25 protein-coding genes and 1 tRNA gene are annotated in these 26,291 nt (G+C 31.4%); 20 read left to right on the top strand and 6 right to left on the bottom strand.

Going from position 1 to position 26,291, the window contains the following annotated elements; genetic code table 11:
* Positions 1–14 precede the first annotated feature (14 nt).
* Positions 15–1,913, top strand: coding sequence for an amidophosphoribosyltransferase (locus LG651_RS02690; protein WP_226694615.1), 1,899 nt, complete (start codon positions 15–17; stop codon positions 1,911–1,913).
* Positions 1,914–2,325: 412 nt separating this feature from the next.
* Here the strand turns inward: LG651_RS02690 and LG651_RS02685 are convergent, their stop codons facing one another.
* Both LG651_RS02685 and LG651_RS02680 read right to left on the bottom strand, forming a co-directional pair.
* Complete coding sequence (locus LG651_RS02685) at positions 2,326–3,147, bottom strand: GIN domain-containing protein (RefSeq protein ID WP_226694614.1); 822 nt, start codon at positions 3,145–3,147, stop codon at positions 2,326–2,328.
* A gap of 245 nt (positions 3,148–3,392) precedes the next feature.
* On the bottom strand, positions 3,393–4,001 hold the full coding sequence (locus tag LG651_RS02680; RefSeq protein ID WP_226694613.1) for a superoxide dismutase: 609 nt from the start codon (positions 3,999–4,001) through the stop codon (positions 3,393–3,395).
* 124 nt (positions 4,002–4,125) lie between these two features.
* Between LG651_RS02680 and LG651_RS02675 the strand changes: the two genes are divergently transcribed.
* The 15 genes from LG651_RS02675 to LG651_RS02605 all read left to right on the top strand — a co-directional run bounded on the left by LG651_RS02675 (position 4,126) and on the right by LG651_RS02605 (position 20,462).
* Positions 4,126–7,266 carry a UvrD-helicase domain-containing protein gene (locus LG651_RS02675; RefSeq protein ID WP_226694612.1) on the top strand — a complete coding sequence of 1,047 codons (3,141 nt, stop codon included), beginning with the start codon at positions 4,126–4,128 and terminating at the stop codon, positions 7,264–7,266.
* A gap of 11 nt (positions 7,267–7,277) precedes the next feature.
* Entirely contained in the window at positions 7,278–8,471 is a 1,194-nt protein-coding gene (gene kbl / locus LG651_RS02670; RefSeq protein WP_226694611.1) for a glycine C-acetyltransferase, read from the top strand.
* A 121-nt stretch (positions 8,472–8,592) separates the two neighbouring features.
* Positions 8,593–9,984 carry an OmpA family protein gene (locus LG651_RS02665; RefSeq protein ID WP_226694610.1) on the top strand — a complete coding sequence of 464 codons (1,392 nt, stop codon included), beginning with the start codon at positions 8,593–8,595 and terminating at the stop codon, positions 9,982–9,984.
* A 75-nt stretch (positions 9,985–10,059) separates the two neighbouring features.
* A complete protein-coding gene (locus LG651_RS02660; protein ID WP_226694609.1) occupies positions 10,060–12,825 on the top strand; it encodes a PD-(D/E)XK nuclease family protein in 2,766 nt (921 codons plus the stop codon).
* A gap of 2 nt (positions 12,826–12,827) precedes the next feature.
* The gene (locus LG651_RS02655) at positions 12,828–13,670 is read left to right on the top strand and encodes an alpha/beta hydrolase family protein (RefSeq protein ID WP_226694608.1); all 843 of its coding nucleotides are present in this window, start codon (positions 12,828–12,830) and stop codon (positions 13,668–13,670) included.
* 278 nt (positions 13,671–13,948) lie between these two features.
* Positions 13,949–15,265 carry a phage integrase SAM-like domain-containing protein gene (locus LG651_RS02650; protein WP_226694607.1) on the top strand — a complete coding sequence of 439 codons (1,317 nt, stop codon included), beginning with the start codon at positions 13,949–13,951 and terminating at the stop codon, positions 15,263–15,265.
* Positions 15,266–15,284: 19 nt separating this feature from the next.
* Positions 15,285–16,118, top strand: coding sequence for a hypothetical protein (locus LG651_RS02645; RefSeq protein ID WP_226694606.1), 834 nt, complete (start codon positions 15,285–15,287; stop codon positions 16,116–16,118).
* A gap of 144 nt (positions 16,119–16,262) precedes the next feature.
* Entirely contained in the window at positions 16,263–16,559 is a 297-nt protein-coding gene (locus LG651_RS02640; RefSeq protein WP_226694605.1) for a helix-turn-helix domain-containing protein, read from the top strand.
* Between the two features lie 4 nt (positions 16,560–16,563).
* Positions 16,564–16,857, top strand: coding sequence for a hypothetical protein (locus LG651_RS02635; RefSeq protein WP_226694604.1), 294 nt, complete (start codon positions 16,564–16,566; stop codon positions 16,855–16,857).
* Positions 16,857–18,296 (top strand): hypothetical protein, encoded by a 1,440-nt coding sequence (locus LG651_RS02630; protein WP_226694603.1) that lies wholly within the window; start codon positions 16,857–16,859, stop codon positions 18,294–18,296. The genes LG651_RS02635 and LG651_RS02630 overlap by 1 nt, the downstream gene beginning before the upstream one ends.
* Positions 18,280–18,840, top strand: coding sequence for a DUF6046 domain-containing protein (locus LG651_RS02625; protein ID WP_226694602.1), 561 nt, complete (start codon positions 18,280–18,282; stop codon positions 18,838–18,840). The genes LG651_RS02630 and LG651_RS02625 overlap by 17 nt, the downstream gene beginning before the upstream one ends.
* The gene (locus tag LG651_RS02620) at positions 18,837–19,124 is read left to right on the top strand and encodes a hypothetical protein (protein ID WP_226694601.1); all 288 of its coding nucleotides are present in this window, start codon (positions 18,837–18,839) and stop codon (positions 19,122–19,124) included. Before LG651_RS02625 ends, LG651_RS02620 begins: the two co-directional genes overlap by 4 nt.
* 184 nt (positions 19,125–19,308) lie before the next feature.
* A complete protein-coding gene (locus LG651_RS15840; protein ID WP_226694600.1) occupies positions 19,309–19,458 on the top strand; it encodes a helix-turn-helix transcriptional regulator in 150 nt (49 codons plus the stop codon).
* A 154-nt stretch (positions 19,459–19,612) separates the two neighbouring features.
* Positions 19,613–19,801, top strand: coding sequence for a hypothetical protein (locus LG651_RS02610; RefSeq protein ID WP_226694599.1), 189 nt, complete (start codon positions 19,613–19,615; stop codon positions 19,799–19,801).
* 259 nt (positions 19,802–20,060) lie between these two features.
* The gene (locus tag LG651_RS02605; protein ID WP_226694598.1) at positions 20,061–20,462 is read left to right on the top strand and encodes a hypothetical protein; all 402 of its coding nucleotides are present in this window, start codon (positions 20,061–20,063) and stop codon (positions 20,460–20,462) included.
* Positions 20,463–20,665: 203 nt separating this feature from the next.
* Here LG651_RS02605 and LG651_RS02600 read toward each other — a convergent pair.
* Positions 20,666–20,739 (bottom strand) — tRNA-Ala (locus LG651_RS02600).
* Between the two features lie 80 nt (positions 20,740–20,819).
* Between LG651_RS02600 and LG651_RS02595 the strand changes: the two genes are divergently transcribed.
* A complete protein-coding gene (locus LG651_RS02595; RefSeq protein WP_226694597.1) occupies positions 20,820–21,320 on the top strand; it encodes a GNAT family N-acetyltransferase in 501 nt (166 codons plus the stop codon).
* Positions 21,317–22,651: an MATE family efflux transporter gene (locus LG651_RS02590; protein ID WP_226694596.1), complete on the top strand. Its 1,335-nt coding sequence runs from the start codon at positions 21,317–21,319 to the stop codon at positions 22,649–22,651. The genes LG651_RS02595 and LG651_RS02590 overlap by 4 nt, the downstream gene beginning before the upstream one ends.
* 121 nt (positions 22,652–22,772) lie before the next feature.
* On the opposite strand, the gene LG651_RS02585 is transcribed toward LG651_RS02590, so the two are convergent.
* A complete protein-coding gene (locus LG651_RS02585; protein ID WP_226694595.1) occupies positions 22,773–23,402 on the bottom strand; it encodes a 2OG-Fe(II) oxygenase in 630 nt (209 codons plus the stop codon).
* 119 nt (positions 23,403–23,521) lie between these two features.
* Here LG651_RS02585 and LG651_RS02580 point away from each other — a divergent pair, with 119 nt between their 5' ends.
* Positions 23,522–23,977: a 6-pyruvoyl trahydropterin synthase family protein gene (locus LG651_RS02580; protein WP_226694594.1), complete on the top strand. Its 456-nt coding sequence runs from the start codon at positions 23,522–23,524 to the stop codon at positions 23,975–23,977.
* Positions 23,978–24,107: 130 nt separating this feature from the next.
* Positions 24,108–24,863, top strand: a complete 756-nt coding sequence (locus tag LG651_RS02575) for a UDP-2,3-diacylglucosamine diphosphatase (protein WP_226694593.1) — start codon at positions 24,108–24,110, stop codon at positions 24,861–24,863.
* Positions 24,864–24,884: 21 nt separating this feature from the next.
* Here LG651_RS02575 and LG651_RS02570 read toward each other — a convergent pair whose 3' ends face one another.
* Together LG651_RS02570 and LG651_RS02565 are read right to left on the bottom strand one after the other, a co-directional pair.
* On the bottom strand, positions 24,885–25,547 hold the full coding sequence (locus tag LG651_RS02570) for a peptidoglycan-binding domain-containing protein (RefSeq protein ID WP_226694592.1): 663 nt from the start codon (positions 25,545–25,547) through the stop codon (positions 24,885–24,887).
* 100 nt (positions 25,548–25,647) lie between these two features.
* Positions 25,648–26,226 carry a uracil-DNA glycosylase family protein gene (locus LG651_RS02565; protein WP_226694591.1) on the bottom strand — a complete coding sequence of 193 codons (579 nt, stop codon included), beginning with the start codon at positions 26,224–26,226 and terminating at the stop codon, positions 25,648–25,650.
* Between the last annotated feature and the right edge of the window lie 65 nt (positions 26,227–26,291).

Genomic DNA, 26,291 nt, shown 5'->3' with positions numbered 1-26,291 from the left:
CAAAAACTTAATTTATGAGTGATTTTTTAAAACACGAATGTGGTATAGCCATGATAAGGCTATTAAAACCTTTAGAGTATTACAAAGAAAAATACGGAAGTGCATTTTATGGTGTAAATAAAATGTACCTCATGATGGAAAAACAACATAACCGTGGGCAAGACGGTGCAGGCTTTGCAAGTATAAAACTAGATACTAAACCTGGAGAGAGATACATTAGTCGAGTACGTTCTGTAGCACAACAGCCTATTCAAGATATTTTTGGGCAAATTAACGACCGAATAAACAACGAGTTTAAGTTACATCCGGAATATTTAGACGATGTTGCGGCACAAAAAAAGAATATTCCATACATTGGAGAAGTTCTTTTGGGTCATGTACGTTACGGTACATTTGGTAAAAATAGCGTGGAAAGTGTACACCCATTTTTACGCCAAAACAACTGGATGCACAGAAACCTTATTATGGCAGGAAACTTTAACATGACTAATGTTAAAGAGCTTTTCGATAACTTGATTCAATTAGGGCAGCACCCAAAAGATTATACCGATACCATAACTATTATGGAGAAAATTGGTCACTTTTTAGATGATGCTGTAAGTAAAATATATAAAGACCTTAAAAAGGAAGGTTATAATAAACAAGAAGCATCGCCGCTTATTGCAGAGCGATTAAAAGTGGCCAAAATACTAAAGCGCGCTGCAAAAAACTGGGACGGAGGTTATGCTATGGCAGGTTTAATTGGCCATGGAGATGCTTTTGTTTTGCGCGACCCAGCGGGAATTCGTCCAGCGTATTATTATAAAGATGATGAAGTTGTAGTAATTGCATCAGAGCGTCCAGTTATTCAAACGGTTTTCAATGTAAAATTCGATGATGTAAAAGAATTACAGCCAGGACAAGCCATTATTACAAAAAAATCGGGCGAAATGAGGTTAAAACAAATTTTAGAACCTCTTGAAAAGAAATCGTGTTCGTTTGAGCGTATTTATTTTTCGCGCGGTAGTGATGCAGAGATTTATCAAGAGCGTAAAATGCTTGGTAAATTAGTAATGCCAAAAGTTTTAAAAGCTATAAATAACGATACTAAAAATACGGTGTTTTCGTATATTCCTAATACGGCAGAAACCTCGTTTTATGGCATGGTTGAAACAGCCGAGAGTTTTATTAATCAGAAAAAAACCGACGCTATTTTAAAAGGGCAACGTTCTATTTCGGCAGAAAAAGTTACTGAAATATTAGCTGAGCGTGCACGTGTTGAAAAAATAGCTATAAAAGATGTTAAATTAAGAACTTTTATTACAGAAGATAGTAGTAGAGACGATCTTGTTGCACATGTTTACGATATAACTTATGGTGTTGTAAAGCCTAGTGATAACCTGGTTATTATAGATGATAGTATTGTTCGCGGAACGACCTTAAAAAAGAGTATTTTAAAAATGCTTGATAGGTTAAACCCTAATAAAATAATTGTTGTATCCTCTGCACCGCAAATTCGTTATCCCGATTGTTATGGCATCGATATGGCGAATTTAGAAGGTTTAATTGCTTTTCAAGCAGCTTTAGAGCTTTTAAAGGATAATAACCAATATAGTATTGTTGATGAAGTTTATAAAAAATGTTTAGATCAAACCGATTTAGCCGATAAAGATGTGGTGAATTTTGTAAAAGAAATTTATGAACCATTTACTGATGAACAAATATCTGATAAAATAGCTGAATTGTTAAATGACGAAAGTATAAATGCCGAGGTTAAAATTATTTTTCAATCTGTAGAAAACTTACATAAAGCCTGTCCAGAACATTTAGGGGATTGGTATTTCACAGGAAATTATCCAACCGTAGGTGGTAATCGTGTTGTTAATAGGGCTTTTATAAACTTTTATGAAGGCAATAAAGAAAGAGCATATTAATTTAATTATCTATAAAAAATCACCTATAAACGGATAAATTCGTATTTCGTCTAAAAATAGTTAGATTTAGTTAAATTAGAAATAAATTAGTGTCACCATAACATAAGTAGGTTAAGTTCATGGTAGATTTGGGGCAAAAAAAGGTGAACAGCTGTTCGCCTTTTTTTATGTAAGATTGTTACTTTTTACGACTTTTTTAACCGTTAAACCTATATTTTTACTTCCTCTCGTTTAAGCTAATTAATATGCGGTTTAACTAAAATATTTTAAAAGAAGATTTTACAATTATATTTTTGATTCACCATAACATAAGTAGGTTAAGTTTATGGTAGATTTGGGGCAAAAAGGTGAACATTCTTGTTCACCTTTTTCATTTTAAAAAACTAACTAATTCTAAACTAACCTCTATTTTTTATTTTTTTATTATCTGAGATTTATCACTTAATCCTTCAATATTAATTTTAGGGTTTCCATAAACATATACATTACTCTTTCCTTTTGCATATAAGCTCAAATCTTTATTGGAATACACATAAATGTCAGAATTACTGGAACCGTTTATTTTAGCATGGGTAACATTTAAATCTTTTGCTTTAATATCGGTCGATCCAGTAGCAATTAAATTTAGGTGTTCGCAATTCCCCTCAATATCCAAATCGGCACGATCGTTTACAACTATATCGAAATTAGTAGTAGATATATTTCCCTTAACCAACGCTCCATCATTTAAACCCATAGTAAGGTTATCGCCTCTGTAAATTAATTTTCCATTAGAGTTACCTTGCATATTAATCGATAAATTCGCAGAAGCCACATCTAAATTATACTTCGAATTGTTAAAAGTGGCTATGGTAAGTGAGTCGGACTGAATTAAATTCTGTCCTTCTAATCTCGCGCCTTGCGACAAATTAATTTGATTTAATTGTGCCGATGTTAAATGAATTTCTAATTTTTTTGAAGACGAAACATTCATGGTTGTATATAGCTTTAAAATGCTATCAACAACCTCAATTTTAATAATATCAACTAAATTAGAATCGGTTTTTAATCGATATCCTGTTGCTCCAGTTTGCATAAGTGATACCTCTAAGCCATCGGCGATATCAAGTTGTGAAAAGGCTGGTAAGTTTTCGTAAACCTCAATAACCTCTTTATTTCCTTTTATCTTTTCTTTTTTTTGACCAAATGCTAAACCTACCGATAACATTGTAATAAAAAGTAAATATTTCTTCATTGTAACGATTTTATTGAATTTTTAAATAGAGCGGTTATTTAAAAAAAATATAACCGCTCGAATTAACTAGTAATCTTGCTATTAACAGTCTTACCTTTTTATTTGAGTGTGTGTGTTTATATTTTAAAAACTTAAAATCTTTGCTCTTACTACATTTTAGACACAGCTAAAATTAAAAGTCACTATTAGGCAAAAAAAACGCCTAAACTTTAATTTAGGCGTTTTAAAATGTTATGTTTTAAAGCTTATTTAGCCTCGGCGTAACGTTTTTCTACTTCGTTCCAGTTAATTACTTTAAAGAAAGCATCGATATAATCTGGACGACGGTTTTGGTAGTTTAAGTAATAAGCATGCTCCCATACATCTAAACCTAAAATTGGTGTACCTCCACAACCAACTCCTGGCATTAATGGGTTATCTTGGTTTGGTGTAGAACAAACTTCTACTTTACCACCTTTATGCACACATAACCAAGCCCATCCAGAACCAAATTGTGTTGCAGCGGCTTTACTAAAAGCTTCAATAAAAGCTTCTTTCGATCCAAATTCTGCTTCAATAGCATCTTTTAATTCGCCAGAAAGGTAACCTTTATCTTCTGGGTTCATTACTTCCCAAAATAAACAGTGGTTGTAGTAGCCACCACCGTTATTTCTAACAGCACCGTTACTTAAGTCTAATCCAGTTAAAATATCTTCAATAGATTTTCCTTCTAAATCTGTACCTTCAATAGCAGCATTTAATTTAGTAGTATACCCGTTATGGTGTTTTGTATGATGTATTTCCATGGTACGTGCATCAATATTTGGTTCTAAAGCATCGTACGCATATCCTAGTTTCGGTAATTCGAAAGCCATAATTTTTAGTTTTAAATTATTAATATTTAATTTCATTCAAATTTACACATAAAAGCGGGTAATAAAAAATAATATATTGTTATGAAATCATTGATAGTTTTTATCTTGTATGCAAATTACCTTTATGCAAAACAAACCAACTTTTACAATATATAATGCCTCAGCGGGAAGCGGCAAAACCTTCACCTTGGTAAAAGAGTATTTAAAAATATTACTGGCATCAAACAATTTATTTTTGTTTAAAAATATTTTGGCCATAACTTTTACTAACAAAGCTGTGGCCGAAATGAAAGAGCGCATTATAAATACGCTTAAACAGTTTGCAGATAACTCTATTTTAACCCAGCCAAACGATATGTTTCTGGCTATTCAAAATGAATTAAACTTAGACCAAAATAACCTTCACGAAAAAGCAAAGAAAATATTAAACCATATTATGCACAATTATGCTGCATTCGATATTTCAACTATCGATGGTTTTACACATCGCATAATTAGAACCTTTGCTTACGATTTAAAATTACCCTTAAATTTTGAAGTAGAATTAGACCAAAACAGCCTTTTAAATGAAGCTGTAGACAGTCTTATTGCTAAAGCTGGAACAAATAAAGCGTTAACCCAAATTTTAGTTGATTTTGCCATTGAAAAAGTAGACGATGATAAAAGTGGCGATGTTAGCTTCGATTTTAATAAAATTGCAAAACTACTTGTAAATGAAAATGATGCAGAATATGTAACAAAGCTTAATAATAAAACTTTTGATGATTTTAAAACTTTAAAAAATCAATTAATAAAAGACATAAAATCTACCGAAGAACTAATTAAAGAAAATGCTCAGGAAGTTTTAAAGTTAATTGAAAGCGCTGGTTTATCGCATGAAAATTTTTCAAGAAGCACACTACCAAATCATTTTATGAAAGTTTTAAATCTAGATTTTTATAAGATTTACGACAATAAACTTGAAGAAAATTTAGCCGAAAGAAAAGGTATTTATACTCAAAAATTAGATGACACACTTAAAACTACTATCGACAACTTATTACCTGAAATAGAAAGCTATTATAAAGTAATTAAAGCTGCTGTTTATAATCTAAAATTCTTAAAAAACTTCTACAAAAACATAACACCGCTATCGGTTTTAAGTGCTATAAATAAAGAGTTAACAGAACTTAAGGAAGAGCAAAACAAAATGCTAATTTCAGAATTTAACACCTTAATTAGCAAAGAAATAAAAAAACAACCTACACCTTTTATTTACGAGCGTTTGGGCGATAAATTCAACCATTTTTTTATCGACGAGTTTCAAGACACCTCTACCATGCAATGGGAAAATTTATTACCATTAATTGGCAACTCGTTAGCTACCCAAGTTGGCAGTAGCATGCTAGTTGGCGATGCTAAACAAGCTATATACCGTTGGCGCGGTGGTAAAGCTGAACAATTTATCAATTTATTTAATAAAACTAATAAGCCATTCCCGTTTATAAATCAAAACGTTGAGAAACTCCCGAATAATTTTAGAAGCTACAAAGAAATAGTAAGTTTTAATAACGGTTTTTTTAATTACTTAGCTACACAAACCTTTAGTAACCCCGTTTATAGCGAACTTTTTAGTAACGCACATCAAGATATTAGAATAGATAACAAAGGTTATGTAGAGCTTAATTTTCTAGACATATTAAAAGATGATGACAGAGACGAAGTTTTTGGTATTGAAGTTTTAAACACCATAAACAATTGTTTAAAAAACGGTTACAGCCAAAGTGATATTTGTGTTTTAGTTAGAAAAGGAAAAGAAGAAAGAGCATTAGCAAAGTTTTTGGCCAAAGAAAAACACCTTAAAATTATTTCAGCAGACGGTTTATTAATTCATAATTCACCCGAAGTTGTTTTTATAAATAACATGTTATGGTTATTACTTCAACCAAAAAATAAAGAAATAAAAATTGCCATTTTAAACTTTTTATCAGATCATTTTAATATTGAAAACAAACACGAATTTTATACAAACTATATTAACCTAGACAGCACAGAGTTCTTTGAAGGTTTCGAAAAATTTGGCATTTATATAAACAGCAAACAACTTATTGAATTACCACTTTACGATTTAGCAGAAACTATTGTAAGAAGTTTTAATTTGGTTGAAAACTCTAACGCTTACATTCAATTTTATTTAGATGTTGTTTTAGATTTTTCCCAGAAAAAAGGATCAGATATTTCAGCTTTTTTAGAGTATTTCGATAAGAAAAAAGACAATTTAAGCGTAGTATCGCCCAAGGGTCAAAACGCTATTCAAATCATGACCATTCATAAATCTAAAGGGTTAGAATTTCCGGTGGTTATTTTTCCTTACGCAGATTTAAACATTTATGAAGATATAGAACCTAAAGAATGGTATAAGCTTGATGCCGAAAAATATAACGGATTTACACACAGCTTACTCAGTTACACTAAAGATTTTGAATATTTTGGAGAAGAAGGTAATCAAATTCATAATCGCCATCAAGCGGAATTGGAGTTAGACAGTATTAATTTATTATATGTAACATTAACACGACCTGTCGAGCAACTTTATATAATCTCTAAAAAAGATATTAATGCAAAAGGAGAAGTTAATATTAAAAATCATTCAGGATTATTTATAAGCTATTTGCAATATCTAGGTTTATGGAACGATTCGCAATTATTATATTCATTCGGAGACAAATCTAAAACATCTACACACAAGGAAAAGCTAGACTCAACTATCGAACAGCGTTTTATTTCAACCGCAAAAGAAGATCATAATATTAAAGTGGTTACCAAATCGGGCTTACTTTGGGATACCAACCAACAAGAAGCGATTGAAAAAGGGAATTTAGTGCACGATATTATGGCTAAAATAAAAATTATTGATGATGTTGATTCTGTTTTAAACGAGTTTATAAAAGCTTCAACCATAACTAAAAACCAAGCAGAATATTTAAAGTCCGATATTTTCAAAATTATCAATCATCCGCAGCTAGAACAGTATTTTAACTCCAATTCAACTATTTTTAACGAACGTGATATTATTGATAAATACGGAACTATTTTACGACCAGATAGAATAGTTATAAATTCGCAAAACGAAGCTACTATTATAGATTACAAAACGGGTGGCGAAAACAAAAAACACCAACAACAATTACAACTCTATCAAGATGTTTTAGAAGACATGAATTTTAAAGTAAATGAAAAAATTCTAGTCTACATAAACCAAGATATAAACGTAACCGTTATTTAAAACCCAAAACTATGTACGGAGAAATTAAAGAATATTTAAAAGAAGAACTTAAAGACATAAAGAACAACGGACTTTTTAAAGAAGAACGTATAATAACATCGGCTCAAGGTGCCGAAATAACATTAAACACAGGCGAAACTGTTTTAAACTTTTGTGCCAATAATTATTTAGGCTTATCGTCGCACCCGGAGGTAATTCAAGCTGCAAAAGATGCTATGGACACACACGGATTCGGGATGAGTTCGGTAAGATTTATTTGTGGAACACAAGATATTCATAAAGAATTAGAAGAAAAAATCGCGCATTTTTATCAAACCGAAGACACTATTTTGTATGCTGCAGCTTTCGATGCTAATGGTGGTGTTTTTGAGCCCCTTTTATCTAAAGAAGACGCCATAATTTCAGATTCACTTAACCATGCCTCTATTATTGATGGTGTTCGCCTTTGTAAAGCGGCGCGTTACCGTTACCAAAATAATGATATGGTAGATTTAGAAAAACAACTTATAGAAGCAAATAAAAACGGAGCGCGTTTTAAAATAATTGTAACCGATGGTGTATTTTCTATGGACGGATTAGTTGCTCCATTAGATAAAATTTGTGATTTAGCCGATAAATATGACGCTCTAGTAATGATTGATGAATGTCACGCCGCTGGGTTTATTGGCAAAACCGGACGCGGAACACTTGAAGAAAAAAACGTATTAAACCGCATAGATATTATTACGGGAACACTGGGTAAAGCATTAGGAGGTGCAATGGGTGGCTATACAACCGGCAAAAAAGAAATTATCGAAATGTTACGCCAACGCTCTAGGCCTTATTTGTTTTCAAACTCATTAGCTCCGGCTATTGTTGGCGCATCAATTAAAGTATTCGATATGCTTGAAAACAACACTGAACTTCGCGACACATTAGAATGGAATACCAATTACTTTAAAAACGGCATGAAAACAGCTGGTTTCGATATAATAGATGGAGATTCTGCAATAGTTCCAGTAATGCTTTACGACGCACAACTATCTCAAACAATGGCTAATATGCTTTTAAAAGAAGGCATTTACGTAATAGGATTCTTTTTTCCTGTGGTTCCAAAAGAAAAGGCAAGAATTCGTGTACAGTTATCTGCGGCGCACACGCAAACACATCTGGACAAAGCCATATCCGCGTTTATAAAGGTAGGTAAAGCCCTTAAAATCATCTAAGGCCAGTATTAAGTATGTATAATTAACTGTTTTTAACTATTTTTTTTATATTTGTTTTGTTAATTACTTTTAACAACTTACTTTTGTTCACAATTAACACTTAAAAATTAAACTTTTGAATATGAAAAATCTTAGCAGATTATTATTAGCTATGTTGCTAGTTCTTGGTTATAGCAATGCTAATGCGCAAGACCAAAACAATCCTTGGCAAATTACTATTGGAGCAAATGCTGTCGATGCTTATCCTTCTGGAGATGGTGTAGTAGGTGATGCTCAGTTTGGTGAAACTATTTTCGATGAGTACTTTAACGTAAGTGATCACTGGAATATTTTACCTTCTTTATCAACTATTTCTGTATCTAAATACATTAAAAACGGTTTCTCTTTAGGTGTTACTGGTTCTTTAAACAAAATTGAAAGCTGGGGAGATGTTCCTGGTTCAGATCCTGAAGTTGTAAATTCAGAAGATGATTTATCTTACTACGGATTAGATGGTACAATTAAATATAATTTCTTAGAAGGAACTACTTTAGACCCATACGTTGGTGTTGGTGGTGGTTACACTTGGATTAATGAAATTGGTGCTGGTACAGTAAACGGTACTGTTGGTTTAAACGTATGGTTCACAGAGAACGTAGGTTTAACACTTCAGTCTGCATATAAGCACGCTTTCGAAGATTATTTACAAACGCATTTCCAACACACAGCTGGTATCTCAATTAAATTTGGTGGTACTGATACTGATGGTGATGGTATCTACGATAAAGATGATGCTTGTCCAGAAGTTGCTGGTTTAGAAGCTTTCAATGGTTGTCCTGATACTGACGGTGACGGTATTGAAGATTCTAAAGATGATTGTCCTAACGAAGCTGGTTTAGCTGAGTTAAACGGTTGTCCTGATACTGACGGTGATGGTATCGCTGATAAAGATGATAGCTGTCCTACAGTTGCTGGTTTAAAAGCTTTAGCTGGTTGTCCTGATGCTGACGGTGACGGTGTTACTGATGCTGACGATGCTTGTCCAGATGTTGCTGGTCCTGCTGCTAACAAAGGTTGTCCTTGGCCAGATACTGATGGTGATGGTGTGTTAGATAAAGATGACAAGTGTCCTGAAATTAAAGGTACTGTTGCTAACGCTGGTTGTCCTGAAGTAACTGCTGAAGTTCAAAAAACTTTAAATGAGTACGCTAAAACTATCTTATTCGATACTGGTAAATCTTCAATTAAAGCTCAATCTGAAGCTGTATTAGGTGATATCATCAGTATCTTAAAAGAATACCCAACTGCTAAATTTACAGTTGAAGGTCATACTGATAGTGTAGGTAGCGAAAAATTAAACCAAAGATTATCTGATTCTCGTGCTAACTCTGTAAAAGAATACTTAGTAAGCCATGGTATTGATGCTTTCAGATTATCTTCTCTAGGTTACGGTGAGTCTAAACCAATCGACACTAACAAAACTAGAGCTGGTAGAGCTAACAACAGACGTGTTGAAATTAACTTAGTAAAATAATTTTACTGACTTAATTCTTAAAATAAGTTTTATAAAAACGCATCGGGTTTCCGATGCGTTTTTTATTTTTATACTATGACTACTTTTATATTTGATGTTTTAAACGACCTGCAAACAAATAACATTGATATTGCAAATACAACCTTTATCTTACCAAGCAAGCGCGCTGGTTTATTTTTAAAACACCAAATACCGAAAGTTGTAGGTAAAACTATTTTCGCGCCTGAAATTTTGAGTATTGAAGAGTTTGTTGGCGAACTATCGGGTTTAAAAACCATAACCAATACAGAACTACTTTTTAATTTTTATACAACCTATTGCGAATTAACACCAGATAAACAACGTGATTCTTTTGAGACTTTTGTTAAATGGGCACAAATTTTATTGCAGGATTTTAACGAAGTAGACCGTTACTTAATTCCTCAAGAAAAAATTTTTAATTATTTAAGTGCAATTAAGGAAATTGAAAGTGATCATTGGTCTATAAGTGAAAACAAAAGTGATTTTATAAAAAACTATATAAATTTTTGGAACCAATTATACACTTACTATAAAAGCTACACAGAATTATTAATTGCTAAAAACATAGGTTATCAAGGTTTAGTTTACAGAGAGGCCGTTAATAATTTTGAAACGTATTTACAGCAAAACCCAAATAAACAACATGTGTTTTTAGGATTTAATGCTTTAAATACGGCCGAAGAAACCTTAATACAAAAATTATTAGAACTAAACCAAGCCAAAATTTATTGGGACACAGATGCTGCTTTTATCAATACTAAAAACCATGATGCGGGTTTATTTATAAATCAACATAAAAAAAACTGGAAACACTTTAAAAACAACCCTTTTAATTGGATAAAGGATAATTATAATCAGGAAAAAAACATCTCGCTTTTTGCAGTTCCAAAAAATATTGGCCAAGCAAAATATGTTGGATCTATTTTAGAAAAACTGAAAGAAACAAACCATAATCTTGAGAATACCGCTGTGGTTTTAGGTGACGAAAATTTATTGGTTCCTGTTTTAAATTCATTACCTGAAAGTTTAAATGAATTAAACATCACAATGGGTTTTCCATTAAAATCTATTCCTTTAGCTTCAATATTCGAGAATTTATTTCATCTGCATAAAAAAGCTAGTAACGATTTTTATTATAAAGACGTTATTAAAATACTATCTCATCAATTTATAAAACCACTATTTTATTTTAATGATGTTGACTATGCTTCAAAAATTATTGAAACTATAGACAGCAACAATATTATATTTATCAATAAAGATAGATTATTAACAATAAGTGAATCAAAATTCGATGCTGTAATTAATATGCTATTCTCCAACTGGATGAATAACCCAACAACTGCACTAAACAATTGTACAGAGTTAATTCATATTATAAAAAATCATCTTAATTTAGATAAAACACAGAATACGTTAAGCTTAGAATATTTATTTCGATTTAACGAACTATTTAATGAGCTAACAAGATTAAATAACGATTACAGCCACATAAAAGACATATCGGCGCTTTACAGTATTTATAAAGAGCTTTTAAGCAGCAATACACTCGATTTTCAAGGAGAACCATTACAAGGCTTGCAACTTATGGGTATGTTAGAGTCTCGTGTTTTAGATTTTGAAACTGTAATAATAACTTCGGTTAACGAAGGCGTGCTTCCTTCAGGCAAAAGCAACAATTCTTTTATTCCGTTTGATGTTAGAGTTGAAAATAAATTACCTACGTACAAAGAAAAAGATGCTGTTTACACCTATCACTTTTATCATTTATTACATCGTGCAAAAAATGTGTATATTCTTTATAATACAGAACAAGACGTTTTAACTGGAGGTGAAAAAAGCCGCTTAATAACACAACTTGAACTTGAAAATATTCATGAGCTTAAAAAACATGTAGTTGCGCCAAATGTACCTGTAATTCCAGAAAAACTAACAGTTGTAAAAAAAACAGAAGCACTTACAAAATCTATTTTAAAAGTAGCTGAAGATGGTTTTTCACCCTCATCTTTAACTAATTATATTCGTAATCCAATTGATTTTTACTATCAAAAAATATTAAAAATTAAAGAGCACAACGATGTTGAGGAAACCGTTGCAGCAAACACCTTAGGTACAGTTGTACATAATACTTTAGAAGATTTTTATAAACCCCTAATAAATAAATTCTTATCAGTAGAAATCATTCAAAATCTAAAGAAAAATATTGAAGAACGCGTTACTTATCACTTTAAAACGGAATACAAAGAAGGAGACATTGCACGTGGCAAAAACCTAATTATATTCGAAATTGCTAAACGCTATGTTTTAAACTTTCTAGATTTAGAAATAAAAGAACTAAAGTCTGGAAAAAAAATAAAAATTATAGCTATTGAAGCCGATAATAATGTTAGTATTGATATTCCAGAACTAAACCAAACAGTAAAGCTAAGAGGAAAGGTTGATAGAGTTGATGAATACAATGACGTTATAAGAATTATAGACTACAAAACAGGCAAAGTAGATCAAGGGCAAGTTGAAATTATTAATTGGGACGATTTAAATACCGATTATAAAAAATACAGTAAAAGTTTCCAGATACTTTGTTATGCTTATATGATGGCTAAATCACAACCATTAAAATTCCCGATTGAAGCTGGTATAGTTTCATTTAAAAATTTAAGCGCTGGTTTATTAAAATTTTCTACAAAACCATCAACCCATTCTAGAAAAAAAGATAGTTTAATTACAGAAGACACACTTTCAGAATTTTCAAAACAACTAAAACAACTTATTTTAGAAATTTGTAATCCAGAGATAGATTTTACCGAAAAAGAAGTTTAATTATGCAAATTATTAAAAATATAGCTGTTGAAGGCATTCATGGAAAACCTATAGTAACTGATGTGTTTTTCAATAAAAATACTACCAAAAAACCCGTAACTATATTTTGCCACGGTTACAAAGGTTTTAAAGATTGGGGAGCATGGAATTTAATGGCAGAAAACATAGCTAAAGCTAATGTGTTTTTTATAAAATTTAATTTTTCGCATAATGGCGGTACGTTGGAGAAACCTATAGATTTCCCAGATTTAGAAGCTTTTGGAAATAATAACTACACTAAAGAATTAGACGATTTAAAATCGGTTATCGATTGGCTATTTAACAACGAAGATTTTAAAAATGAAGCCGATTTAAGCCAAATTACCTTATTCGGTCACAGTCGAGCAGGAGGTATTGTAACCATTAAAGCAGAAGAAGATACTCGTATAACAAAGGTAATCTCCTTAGCAGGAGTTGCAGATTATGGCAAACGCAGCGCTACAACAGGTGATTTAGAACAGTGGCAAAAGGATGGGGTAAAATACATTATAAACGGTCGTACAAAACAAAAAATGCCACATTACATACAGTTTTATGAAGATTTTATTCAAAATGAAGAACGCCTAACTATAAAACGAGCTGTGAGCAATTTAAAAATACCATATTTAATTATTCATGGAAATGAAGATACAAGTGTTTTAATTGATGAAGCCTTTAGTTTAAAAGAATGGTGCAATCACAGTGAATTAAAAATAATTGATAAAGCTAATCATGTATTTAATGCGAGTCATCCTTGGGAAAAAACCGAACTTCCTAAAGAATTGAAGGCGGTTGTAACATTAGTTCTTGATTTTGTGCAAAACTAAAAAAGCTTCCAATTTCTTGGAAGCCTTAGTAACACTAGTGGAGAAGACGGGAACGTAATGACCTTTTTTAAAGAAAAACACAAAGACTTTAAAAACCTAAAAAAACCTATCGAATTTACTTAAATTACAGTATATAAGGGAGTTTTAAAGAGTAAAACCAAATTAAAACGAATTAAACCAAATAAAATTATTTTCGGTACAAATTACGGACAAATTACGGACAACTCAATTTCGATAAAATAAAAGGGCTATATTTGTAATGTTCAAATTTTACTTTTATGGCATCAGTCAAATATAATGTTAGGGGAAAATCCAACCCCTCTAAAATATCAATTCGATTAGTAATTGATAGGCAAACAGATTTTAAACTTACAACCCCGTTACTAATAAATCCCGCATTTTTTAATAACAAAACGGGCAAAGTAAGACAGTTAACCCACTTTAAAGACAAAGACAAAATACAAAACCAGTTACACGCTTTACAAACTTTCGTTATTGACAATTACAATAACACTATTGTAAAGGGTGGTTTTATTAGTTCAGATTGGTTAAAAAACTGTATCAACACTCATTTTAATTTAATTGAGGTTACAGACTATAATTATTTAATAAATTATTGTACTTACTACATTGAAAAGTTAAGAACTAAAACAAATGATAAAACAGGTACTTTGGGCGTTTCTAAGGCGACAATTTCAAAGTATAGTACTATTAAAACAAAGATTTCCGATTTTGAAAAATACAAGCGTAAAAAGTATCGTTTAAACGATGTTAATTTAAAGTTTAAAGATGCTTTTTTAAACTACTTGTTAGACGTGGAAAAATTATCACGTAACACCGTTGGTCGTTATATAAGATTTTTAAAAACAATTGTTTTAGATGCTAAACAATTAGGCTATAAAGTAAGCCCCGAACTAAATCAAATTAAAGGTTTTAAAGTTGATATTAAAAAAATATACCTAAACTTTGACGAATTACAAACCATTGAAAACACTTACTTTGAGGATGAACAATTACAAAGTGCAAAAGATTGGTTAATTATAGGTTGCTATATAGGGCAAAGAGTAGGCGACTTATTACAATTAACTTCTAATAACCTAACCACAAATGGAAAACTTGACTTTATAGAATTGGTACAACAAAAAACCAAAAAACGAGTATCTATACTAATACATCCAAAAGTTCAAGATATTTTAAATACTAGAGGGGGTCAATTTCCACCAACGTACAGTAAAAATATTGATAGTGCTAAAACCATTTTTAACCGTTTAATAAAAAAGGTTTGCTACAAAGCAAAGTTGACAACTATAATTGAGGGCGGTCTTATTAACCCAAAAACCAACCGAAAAGAAAACGGTCATTTTCCAAAATACAAACTAATAACATCGCATATATGTAGGCGTTCTTTTGCAACCAACCATTACGGGGATATGCCTACACCTCTACTGTTAAATATTACAGGGCATAGTACCGAAAAAGAGTTTTTAAACTATATAGGCAAAACCAATATTGATTATGCCGAACAAATGGCAAAATACTGGAATATACAAAGCCAAAAGCAACAAAAGGAGAGCGTTTTAAAGGTCGCTAAATGATAATTTAAATAGCATTTAAATGAAAATATTAGGCTTAGAAATACCTAACGGGGTTTATCAGTCTGCACGATATTGTATGTATGTAGATAAGCCAAACAAAGAACTTCAAAAAGAGTTAAATAAAACCTATTATATTGAAAACAAAACCAAAAGACTTAAAAAAGTAAGGGAGTTATTGAAAAATAATAATGATTTTAAATTAAATACTCATGTATCTAAATCTAAAACAATAAACTGGGAAAATTACGGTTTTGAAAGTTTAGAGGAATTTATTAAACTTAAAAACCAAAATATGTTTTTTGGTAACTGGGTTGAAGTAAGTAATAAAAGAGCTTTAGAAATTGAGGTTTATATTTTGGGTTTATATGATAACGCTAGTAAGATATTTGGTAAAAATAAAAGCTCGTTTGATACAATTTGTTTTTTAATCGACGAACAATTTAAAGAACACAAAGATGTTTTTGATGACCCTAAAAGCGATATTATTTATAGAACACAATACAATCATTTAATTTATGACTTATTACAAAAAAAAATTAATGAGTTTGTAAACATACCGATTGACGATATTCGAGAAACATTAATTACAAAAAAGCCTTTGGTGTGGAATGCAAAAAAATCTAGTATTGGCACTTTGTTTGGAATGTTGCATAATGCTAAAATTATAGATGGGTCAAAAACTGACATGATAAGGGGGTTAACTGCTATGTTTGATAATTTGGTAGAAAGTAGTGTTAAGGACAATGTAAACCTTAAAGTTTACACCGCCGAAAACAAGTGCTATTATGATGAAGAAACGGAAAACAACGCAAACTCATGGGTGGAATATTTAAAAACAAGTACCACAAAATAAAAATTGTTTTAACTATATAAATAGTTATTTAAGCCCTTATTTATAAGGGTTTTTTAATACCACAAAATAAGCACTCCATATATTTGAGGTGTTTCAAGGGTTTTACTTCTTTTAATTCTTTGCACCATACAAAACGATCAACGTATGGAAACGCAAAGTAAAATTATCAAAACTGAAATACAGGGCTTAGATGCAAACACCCTGTTATCTCGTTTCGAGAAAATTCAAAACGGCATTTTAGAACTTCAAAAAGCCGTACAACCTCAACCCGAAACCGAATTATTAACCCGTCAAACCGTTGCGGAGTGGCTTAGTATTTCCTTACCCACGCTTCACGCATGGACTAAAAACGGTATTCTTAAATCTTATCGAATTGGAAACAAAATAAGGTATAAGAAAAACGAGGTTTTAACAGCCTTGCAAACTATTAAACATAGTTAGCAAGATGAAAAAGGAAATTGTAAAAAATTGCATGGATTCATTAGCGGGTTTTGATTTGTGCGAATGGCGCGAACAAAAACAAACACTTATAAGTGTAATTGATGTTTTAAGGAATTACCCCAAACCTCACACGAAAAAAGAAATATGTACCAATACCAAAAATTTGGGTGCATACCTTTTTATCAGTAATTCTCGAAACGCATGTAAGCTGTGTATTAACGGCTTTATTGGTAGTTGTGAGGCCTATCAATTAGTTAGCAAAAATTTAGAAAGTGCATTAAGTTTATTGATTGATTAATGATTGACGGTGTAAAAATAGATGTGCCTAATTTAACTGGGAGCGAGTGGCTTAATTGCCGTTTGTTAGACTTCTACACATACACCAATACCAAAACAGGGGAGTTATTAGACGGTACAATAGTGGCAAAGTATAAAGGTCTTAAATTCTTTATAACGAAGTCTAAAAAATACCAAAATAAAACCTATTGCAGTATTCAAGGCTCTTTACATAAATACTTTAATAAAGGAAAGCATAACGCAAACGATTTCACATTGTACCACTTGCAAAAAATTATCGCAGAATTAGAGCAAAAATTTAGTGTAGAGCCTAAAACGGCAATATTAAGAAACTTAGAATTTGGTGTAAACATCAATACAACAATAACCGTCAATGAATTATTAAAGAACCTTGTTTGTTATGGAAACTACACATTTGGAACTCTAAAAATTGAGAGGGTAAAAGTTGGTAAGAATATTAGTCAACAAAGAACAGAGTTAAAGATTTACGATAAGGGAAAACAGTATAATTTGGAAGTTAAAAACCTTACTCGAATTGAATTAGCCGTTAAAAAAATGGAGTTCTTAAAGGCTTATAACATAACAACTCTTTCGGATTTAGTCAATATTAATAAAATAAAGCCTTTAGGTGGTCTTTTACTGTCTTACTGGGATGATGTTATATACTACGATAAAAAAGTTAACTGGAAGCAATTGACACCTTTTGAGCGCAAAAAGTTGTTATACTATGCAACACCTCGAAACTGGGAAGATTTCGACCGAAAACAAAGGTACAGAGCAAAAAAGCATTTTAAAGAGTTAATGCATTTTTATAGCACCTCAAAAACGCACCAAGATATTGCTCATTTAATAGCCGAAAAAACAGAAATATTAACAGCTTCTTTTTGTCCACAAATTAACCACGATTTACACCCAAAAGAAACGGCTCTAAATGTCCACGAATTAACCGTTAGAATACACAGTTACAATGTGGACAAAAACAATACTAAAATGAGAAACAAAAAAAAGGTCGAAAATCCTACCAAAAAAAGACGTGTTTGCTGTGTTTGCAAAACAAGTATTTCGCACAAACGAACCGATGCAAAATATTGCTCTAAAAAATGTAACAATAAAGTTAATGGAGTAAAACGAACGAAACGAAAACAACGCATTAGACAAACAGAAATTAAGTTATTAAATAAGCTTATTCCAATCCTTTATAAAAATAAGCTAGAACTAATAATTACCTATAAAACCGATGAGGGGATTTATTCAGATAGCTTGCAACAAAAAGAGATACTAACGACGAAATTTTGGGTTTCTAAAATTAAAACGGTTGTTGTTAATGGGTATCGTAAAAACTCTAAAACCATATTGTTAACTGAAAGTAGAGCGAAAAAATTAATAATAATCGTTAATAAGTTAAATGTCAAAAAATTAGATAATGAAAAACGAATTTAATATTAAAAAAATGATAATTAATAACGGGGGGTATGTCGGTTTGCCGTTTCCTAACCTAAATTTTGAAAACTTACAGCCCGATTTATTAACAGTTGGAGAGGCTATAAAAGGCAAAAACATTTTAGGTAAACCTTTTTTTATGGACGTTACAATTGATGGCGTTCGCTTGCCAAATGAGCCATTAATAACAATTTCTTCAAAAAAAAATATTGTAGAAACGGCACTAATTGGTAACGAACGAAAAGGAACTGTAAAAGAATTTATTTCTAATGACAATTATAAGATAAAAATTGAGGGGGTTTGTATTGACATGAAAAACCCTAAAAGTTACCCAACAGAACAGGTGCAAAATATTATTGATTTAGTGAGTAAAAATATACCCGTTTCAATAAGTAATAGTATTTGTGAATTATTCCAAATAAATGAAATTGTCATCAAAAATTATAGTTTTCCTAATATGCAAGGTAAGCCATTTAGTCAAGGTTATATTTTGATGTGTGAGAGTAACGAGGATTTTTACGCAATTAAAAAAAGCTTACAATGAGGAGAAAATTAACTAAGCATCAAAACCACAATTTAAAACAAAGGTTTATTGCAGATTTTCAAAGCGGAAAAGTTAGCGTTACCCTATTGGCTAAACAATATAACGTTGATAGGCGTAAGCTTTTAAAATGGAAACATGAGATTTTTGGCAAGGGAAGTTTAAAACAAAAACGAATGTTTCAAATGAGCGTTTCGGGGATTCCTGCAAAGGTTATAGCAGATTTTTTTAATACTCATGTGTTTCAGGTGCATAGGGCTATAAGGAATGAAAAAAAGAACCTTTAAAAGTTAAATAAACACCTTAAAAAGTCATGTTTGTTTTAGGGGGGCGGTTAATTGATTAAACAACTTTTAAAGTGCGTTAAGACAGCTTAAAAAAGTACGTTAAAATCGTAATATTTTTTGTTTAAATATTATAATTTAATGATATATAAATATGCTTAGTATTGTAATTTAATATAAAAAATTAATGAATTCAATTAACACAAAAAAAGCTTTTAACTATTATTGCATGGGGCTAAACAGTAAAGAGATTGCAAAATTATTAGATTGTAGTTATAGGACAATTCAAAATTACATGAGTTCTGAAAATTGGAAAGATAAGAGGAAAAAAAAATAATATATATCTTTATAGCGGATATCTAAGGATGACCCCGAAATAAATTTATGCTCTTTATACTAGTTATAAATCATAGATTCAATTTTAAGCCTTTATGTCATTTGTAATGATTAAAGGCTTTTAATTTTAATTAGAGTATAATAATATTAAAATTATGCCTCGTAAAAAGGATTTAATACAGCTTAGAAATTTAAATATTAAAAAACGTTACAACGAAATTTCGTTGAAAAATCCAAAATGGAAACATGAGGCTGTAGTTTTAGAGCTTGAAAAAACTTTTTTTCTTACAAGTAGAACAATTACAGCAATTTTAAACAATGAGGGCAATTATGGCAAAGATTGAAATTTGTTTTAATTTAAATTTATAAAAGTGTAATTCCTGACAGACTGTATTTGTTAAGGCAATGGCTTTTTTTTTAAACACTTCTTTAATTAGAGGTGTTTTTTTTATTTTTATAATTCCTAAAAGTAAAAACATTGAATTACAATAAAGATTTTTTGCCCGTTTGGTATGGTGGCGGTTTTGGAAACACCCGCAACGCTCGTTTTTACAGCGTAGGACACCTAAGCTTTTCGGGCTTCATATTTTAATATTATGAATTATGGTTTTAGTTAACAAGCCTTTAGAGGGAATTAATTATTTTTTCGATTCTGTAATTAGTACAGATGAATTTGTAACTTATATTAAAAATTTACAAAATGCCTATTTAATGCTACATCTAAACGATGAAGATAACTTGTATAGGCTTGAAATTAAAGACGGTCATTATTGGTTAAATAATTTTATTGAAGTCTTAGTTAACAAGCCTTTAGAGGAAATTAATTATTTTTTCGATCCTGTAATTAGTTTAGATGAGTTTGTAACTTATATTAAAAATTTACAAAATGCCTATTTAATGCTACATCTAAACGATGAAGATAATTTGTATAGGCTTGAAATTAAAGACGGCCATTATTGGTTAAATAATTTTATAGATACATTAGTACAATCATACTTAAATTAAAAAACGCTACACTTAATTAAAAGTCTAGCGTTTTTATGTGTTCAAATTTTACCTTAAGTCGGTAAGATATACCAAAGGTAATAATTTGTTTTAATACTGGTTAAAAAAACTCGTTTTTGCTTCGTTTCGGTACATATTACGGACAAACACCAAAACAAAAAATCCTAAACATTTAATTAACAGATAGTTAGGATTTTATATTGTGGAGAAGACGGGATTCGAACCCGTGACCTCTTGACTGCCAGTCAAGCACTCTAGCCAACTGAGCTACATCCCCATTTTAACATATATTTGTTTTAACTTCTGTTAGCAAACAGAAAAATTAAAATAAATTTGCTGTAAATGTAAACATTTTTCATGATTAGAAAAGCAAAAGTTACAGATATTGATAGGTTATTAGAAATTACAAAAGCATGTGCAGCCAACATGATTGCACAAAATATTTTCCAGTGGAACGAGTTTTATCCTAGTAAAAAACCATTTTTAAACGATTTTAATCGCGACGAACTTTATGTTTTAGAAATAGACAATAAAGTTATGGGATGTATAACTATTTCAACACTTATGGATGAAGAATACATGCCAATTAAATGGCTTACTGCAAATAAAAACAACATTTATATCCACCGTTTAGCCGTCCATCCAGAAGCTCAAGGAAAAGGTTATGCTCAAAAACTTATGAATTTTGCTGAAAACTATGCGAAAACTAATCATTTTGCTTCGGTAAGATTAGATACCTTTTCACAAAATCCAAGAAATGTAAAATTCTACGAAACCAGAGGTTACCAGCGCTTGGGTGATATCTTTTTCCCTAAACAAAGTGAATTTCCGTTTCACTGTTTCGAACTAGTATTGTGAGCGCAGATATAAGTTTTAAACATATAAACAAACTAGCAATTCCTGCATTAATTGCGGGTGTTTCAGAACCTATTTTGTCTTTAACCGATGCTGCTGTAGTTGGAAATATTTCAGAAAACGCAACCGAATCGTTAGCAGCCGTTGGTATAGTAACAACATTTTTATCTATGCTTATATGGGTTTTAGGGCAAACGCGTAGCGCTATTTCTTCTATTGTATCTCAATATGTTGGTGCAAATAAATTAAACGAAATTACCAGCTTACCAGCACAAGCCATTTTTATAGTTACCTCAATAAGTGTTTTAATTATTATTGGTACATACCCATTTGCTAGAAGTATTTTTAAGCTTTATAATGCCAGTAATTTAATTTTAGAGTATTGTATAGACTATTATCGTATACGAGTTTTCGGTTTTCCATTTACACTTTTTACAATGGCTGTTTTTGGGGCTTTTCGTGGTTTACAAAACACGTTTTACCCTATGATAATAGCCATAATTGGTGCTGCCTTAAATATAGTTTTAGACTTTATTTTAGTTTACGGAATACCCAATTATATTAGCCCAATGTATGTAAATGGTGCAGCTTATGCCAGCATTATTGCTCAAATAATTATGGCATTATTATCGGCTTACTTTTTACTAACAAAAACACCAATAACTTTAAAAATAAACTTTCCTTTTAACAAAGAAATAAACCGTTTTTTATTAATGGTTTTAAATTTGTTTATTAGAACAGTAGCTTTAAACGTTACGCTATATTTTGCAAGTTCCTACGCAACAAGTTACGGCGCTAATTATATAGCGGCTTATACTATTGCCATAAACTTATGGTTTTTAGGTGCTTTTATTATAGATGGTTACGCCAGCGCCGGAAACATATTATCGGGTAAATTGTATGGCGCCAAACAATATAATTTACTTATTAAATTAAGTAATAAACTCATAAAATATGGTGTAATTTTAGGATTTACCACCGCTATTATTGGTGCTATTTTATATTATCCTATCGGAAGAATTTTTACAAACGAAACCCAAGTTTTACAAGCATTTTACTCTATTTTCTTTGTAATACTAATTATGCAGCCTTTATGCGCATTAGCTTTTATTTTTGATGGCATGTTTAAAGGCCTTGGTAAAATGAAATACCTTCGCAATGTGCTTTTATGCGCAACCTTTTTAGTGTTTTTACCTATACTTTTTTTACTAGATTATTTCAACTTTAAGCTTTATGCCATTTTTATAGCGCTAACCATTTGGATTATAGCACGTGGCTTACCCTTAATAGTTAAATTTAGACAACTATTTTTGCCACTTGCTAAAAACAATTAAATTTACTCAAAAAACAAACCTATGGATTTCATGTCTTTTATAAGTGGTAATGGCTTATTTCTACTTTTAGCATTAATTTTAATAATAGTTTATATAGTAAACCGCATAAGAAAACGCTAAATTATCGCGTTTTTAGCCAACCCGTAATACTAAAACGTTGTGTATTTACAGGCTTAACCTCGTGTTCAATAATTTGGCTTTCAAAAATAACCACGCGCCCAGGAAACGGATAAATAGTTTTTTCTTCATTTTTTAAATAGAGCACCAATTCGCCACCATTTTCGGGCAACCAACCATCTTCGTTTAAATAACACACAAACGAAAGTTTACGCCTATCATCATTCTGGAAAGTATCAATATGGCGTTTGTAAAACGTGCCTTTAGGATAAATAGCATAATGAAATTCTTTAAACAACACGCCTAAAAAACACGTACGGTTTAAATACCCAATCAAATCATTAATTTTAGCAAAAAACAAGCCTTCGGCAGCATTAGCCATAAGCTCATCAATCCAAAAAATTAAATCACCACGAATCGATTTTATAATGTTTTCATTCGTTCGATTTCCAATGGCCGCTTTTTTAAAATCGTCTTCTGTTTTTCGTTTTAAAAGTGAATCTCTAAGTAATTCAACTTCATTGTTCGAGAAAAAATCCTCAACAATACAATATTGTTGCTTCGCTAAATCCTCAATTATTTTTTCATAAAGCGAATTTTCAACAAAATCAATAGCCTCAAACAAATGGCTCATAAGCAAATAGAAATATAAATCTATCCACCGCGGATAAAAGTGCGCAAATGTAATCTAAAAATCGATTCGTAAAACAAAATGAATATCTTTGTGACAAATTATATTTTCTAAGCAATATCATGAACAACCATATTCGTATTACCAAACAATTTTCGTTCGAGACCGGTCACGCCCTTTACGGTTACGATGGTAAATGCAAAAACGTTCACGGTCATAGTTATAAACTTTCCGTAACCGTTATTGGCACTCCAATTTCAGATCCTAACAATGTAAAATTTGGTATGGTAATAGACTTTGGTGACCTTAAAAAAATTGTAAAAGAAGAAATCGTTGATGTGTTCGATCATGCCACCGTTTTTAACCAAAACACGCCACATGTAGAGCTTGCAAAAGAATTAAAAGACCGCGGCCACAACGTACTACTTGTCGATTACCAACCCACAAGCGAAATGATGGTTATCGATTTTGCAAATAAAATAAAAAAGCGCCTACCAAAGCACATTAGTTTACATTCGTTAAAGTTGCAAGAAACAGACACCTCGTATGCCGAGTGGTTTGCTTACGATAATATTTAGGGCGTTACCACAAGGGTCGGGCTTTCGCAAGTCGCTCTTTTCAAGGAGCTCCAACAATTGCTCAATCCCTAACGCAAAACTAGCAGGTAGTTAAAAAAAGCCAAAACTCAAAAAAAGCTATATTTATAACATGCAAATACCCGAAGGAAAAAAAATATATTTCGCTTCCGATAATCACTTAGGCGCACCAACAAAAGAAGCCTCGCGACCACGCGAAAAAAAGTTTGTAGCCTGGTTAGACGAAATAAAACAAGATGCGGCAGCTATTTTCCTTTTAGGCGATTTATTCGATTTTTGGTTCGATTATAAAACCGTTGTACCAAAAGGCTTTACAAGAACTTTAGGCAAACTTGCCGAAATTTCCGATTCTGGAATTCCAATTTATTACTTTGTTGGTAACCACGATTTATGGATGAATGGCTATTTTGAAGAAGAATTAAACATTCCTGTTTACCACAAACCCAAAGAATTCACTTTTAATAACACCACTTTTTTTATAGGACATGGCGATGGTTTAGGCCCTGGCGATAAAGGTTACAAACGCATGAAAAAAGTGTTTACCAATCCGTTTTGTAAGTGGTTGTTTAGGTGGTTGCACCCCGATATTGGCGTAAAACTAGCTCAATATTTATCGGTAGAGAATAAAATGATTTCGGGCGACGAGGATGCTAAATTTTTAGGAGAAGATAACGAATGGCTCGTGCAATATTGCAAGCGCAAAGAAAGCCAAAAACATCGCGATTACTATGTGTTTGGACACAGGCATTTGCCGCTAGAAATTTCTATTGAAGACAAATCAAAATACATAAATCTAGGCGATTGGATTATTTATTATACCTACGGCGTTTTTGATGGAAAAACATTTCAATTAAATAAATACGAGTAATATTCTTTTAATAGAACAAAATTACTCCAACAAAGCTTCAAGAGTATATTCATCTATTTGGCCGTCGGGAAACAAATTATGTTTCGTTTCGAAATCTATAATAGCATTTCTAGTTTCCGATTTAAAAATTCCATCTAAAGGTATGTTATACCCTTTTTTTACTAGTAATTTTTGTACTTCATAAACAAAGGCGTTTCCGCCACCACCATAATTAAGGTTTTCTTTAGGAATACTGGACATTAACCGATTTTTATATTTTTCGGCATTTAATTTTTTATTGTAAGCCTCAACAGATAAGCCTTTCAATTCAAAATTCTGAACATCCGCATTATTAAAACCTTGATTTTTTAATTTTTTAGACTGCTTCAATAGGGCTTCGAAATATTTAACTTTTGCAAGTTTTTCGCGGTATTGGTTTACTGCATATTCTGTTTCTTTATTGTCGTTTTCAGGAGATTTAACATCTATTTCGTTAGCACTCCATTGCATTAAAACATATCCGTTTAGGTTTTCAACTGCATTAAAATAATTGTGAACTATAGTTTTATTGTAATAATCTAAATCTATGTTTTCACTGGTTTTGTAGTTGGACGTTTTAGGATGAAACCTCTTGTAATCCTTGTATTCGTTATACCCAAAAATTGCGATAATAACTACAAGAATGGTGATAAGAATTTTTTTCATTTGCCTATGCTTTATACACAAATATAGGTAATAGTTTTTTTATTTATAGAGCTAAAAATACGTCTCTTTTAAGTTGTTTTTTAAAGGCCTTAAAAACAATTTAACTATTGTAAATTATATGTTTAACAAGTTGTTGCAAAACGGGAATAGTATTGGTTTCAAACCAAGGGTTTTTGGTTAGCCAAAATCGGTTTCTTGGAGATGGGTGCGGTAATGGAAAAAATTTAGGTAAATAATGGTTGTAGTTTTTAACCGTTTCGGTAAGTGTTTTTTTTGCCGATTTACCCAAGTAGTAATTTTGAGCATACATACCAATTAATAGCACAAGTTCTACCTTGTTTAGCTCGTTAAAAAGTAATTCGTGCCATTTTGGAGCACATTCTGGACGCGGCGGTAAATCGCCAGTTTTTCCTTTTCCGGGGTAGCAAAAACCCATAGGTATGATCGCAAAATTTTCGGGATTGTAAAATTTGTCGGTACTAACATTTAACCATTTTCGTAATTGCTTACCACTGGCATCGTCCCAGGGAATGCCAGAGGCGTGTACTTTTGTGCCAGGAGCCTGCCCAATAATTACAATTTTAGATTCTGGATGTGCAATTACAACGGGTCTTGCTCCTAGTAATAAATTTGGTTCGCAAATTGTGCAGGATTTTATGTTTTTTAAAAGCGTTTGCATATTAATAATTACCTAAAAGGATTATTAAAAGACGATGAAAATTTTATAAAAAACATAAAATGAGA

This window comes from Neotamlana sargassicola (assembly GCF_020523965.1).
GTDB lineage: Bacteria > Bacteroidota > Bacteroidia > Flavobacteriales > Flavobacteriaceae > Neotamlana > Neotamlana sargassicola.
Note: the sequence above shows the minus strand (reverse complement) of the source record. Positions and strands in the feature narration are given on the sequence as shown.

Excerpts from the sequence above, each read along its gene's own strand:
- LG651_RS02580 (WP_226694594.1), top strand. The coding sequence starts at position 23,522 with ATGAACAACCATATTCGTATTACCAAACAATTTTCGTTCGAGACCGGT.
- LG651_RS02565 (WP_226694591.1), bottom strand. The coding sequence starts at position 26,226 with ATGCAAACGCTTTTAAAAAACATAAAATCCTGCACAATTTGCGAACCA.
- LG651_RS02635 (WP_226694604.1), top strand. The coding sequence starts at position 16,564 with ATGAAAAAGGAAATTGTAAAAAATTGCATGGATTCATTAGCGGGTTTT.
- LG651_RS02660 (WP_226694609.1), top strand. The coding sequence starts at position 10,060 with ATGACTACTTTTATATTTGATGTTTTAAACGACCTGCAAACAAATAAC.
- LG651_RS02630 (WP_226694603.1), top strand. The coding sequence starts at position 16,857 with ATGATTGACGGTGTAAAAATAGATGTGCCTAATTTAACTGGGAGCGAG.
- LG651_RS02595 (WP_226694597.1), top strand. The coding sequence starts at position 20,820 with ATGATTAGAAAAGCAAAAGTTACAGATATTGATAGGTTATTAGAAATT.
- LG651_RS02675 (WP_226694612.1), top strand. The coding sequence starts at position 4,126 with ATGCAAAACAAACCAACTTTTACAATATATAATGCCTCAGCGGGAAGC.
- LG651_RS02685 (WP_226694614.1), bottom strand. The coding sequence starts at position 3,147 with ATGAAGAAATATTTACTTTTTATTACAATGTTATCGGTAGGTTTAGCA.
- LG651_RS02570 (WP_226694592.1), bottom strand. The coding sequence starts at position 25,547 with ATGAAAAAAATTCTTATCACCATTCTTGTAGTTATTATCGCAATTTTT.
- LG651_RS02690 (WP_226694615.1), top strand. The coding sequence starts at position 15 with ATGAGTGATTTTTTAAAACACGAATGTGGTATAGCCATGATAAGGCTA.
- LG651_RS02605 (WP_226694598.1), top strand. The coding sequence starts at position 20,061 with ATGGTTTTAGTTAACAAGCCTTTAGAGGGAATTAATTATTTTTTCGAT.
- LG651_RS02680 (WP_226694613.1), bottom strand. The coding sequence starts at position 4,001 with ATGGCTTTCGAATTACCGAAACTAGGATATGCGTACGATGCTTTAGAA.
- LG651_RS02650 (WP_226694607.1), top strand. The coding sequence starts at position 13,949 with ATGGCATCAGTCAAATATAATGTTAGGGGAAAATCCAACCCCTCTAAA.
- LG651_RS02585 (WP_226694595.1), bottom strand. The coding sequence starts at position 23,402 with ATGAGCCATTTGTTTGAGGCTATTGATTTTGTTGAAAATTCGCTTTAT.
- LG651_RS02625 (WP_226694602.1), top strand. The coding sequence starts at position 18,280 with ATGAAAAACGAATTTAATATTAAAAAAATGATAATTAATAACGGGGGG.
- kbl (WP_226694611.1), top strand. The coding sequence starts at position 7,278 with ATGTACGGAGAAATTAAAGAATATTTAAAAGAAGAACTTAAAGACATA.
- LG651_RS02610 (WP_226694599.1), top strand. The coding sequence starts at position 19,613 with ATGCCTCGTAAAAAGGATTTAATACAGCTTAGAAATTTAAATATTAAA.
- LG651_RS15840 (WP_226694600.1), top strand. The coding sequence starts at position 19,309 with ATGAATTCAATTAACACAAAAAAAGCTTTTAACTATTATTGCATGGGG.
- LG651_RS02575 (WP_226694593.1), top strand. The coding sequence starts at position 24,108 with ATGCAAATACCCGAAGGAAAAAAAATATATTTCGCTTCCGATAATCAC.
- LG651_RS02665 (WP_226694610.1), top strand. The coding sequence starts at position 8,593 with ATGAAAAATCTTAGCAGATTATTATTAGCTATGTTGCTAGTTCTTGGT.
- LG651_RS02620 (WP_226694601.1), top strand. The coding sequence starts at position 18,837 with ATGAGGAGAAAATTAACTAAGCATCAAAACCACAATTTAAAACAAAGG.
- LG651_RS02655 (WP_226694608.1), top strand. The coding sequence starts at position 12,828 with ATGCAAATTATTAAAAATATAGCTGTTGAAGGCATTCATGGAAAACCT.
- LG651_RS02640 (WP_226694605.1), top strand. The coding sequence starts at position 16,263 with ATGGAAACGCAAAGTAAAATTATCAAAACTGAAATACAGGGCTTAGAT.
- LG651_RS02645 (WP_226694606.1), top strand. The coding sequence starts at position 15,285 with ATGAAAATATTAGGCTTAGAAATACCTAACGGGGTTTATCAGTCTGCA.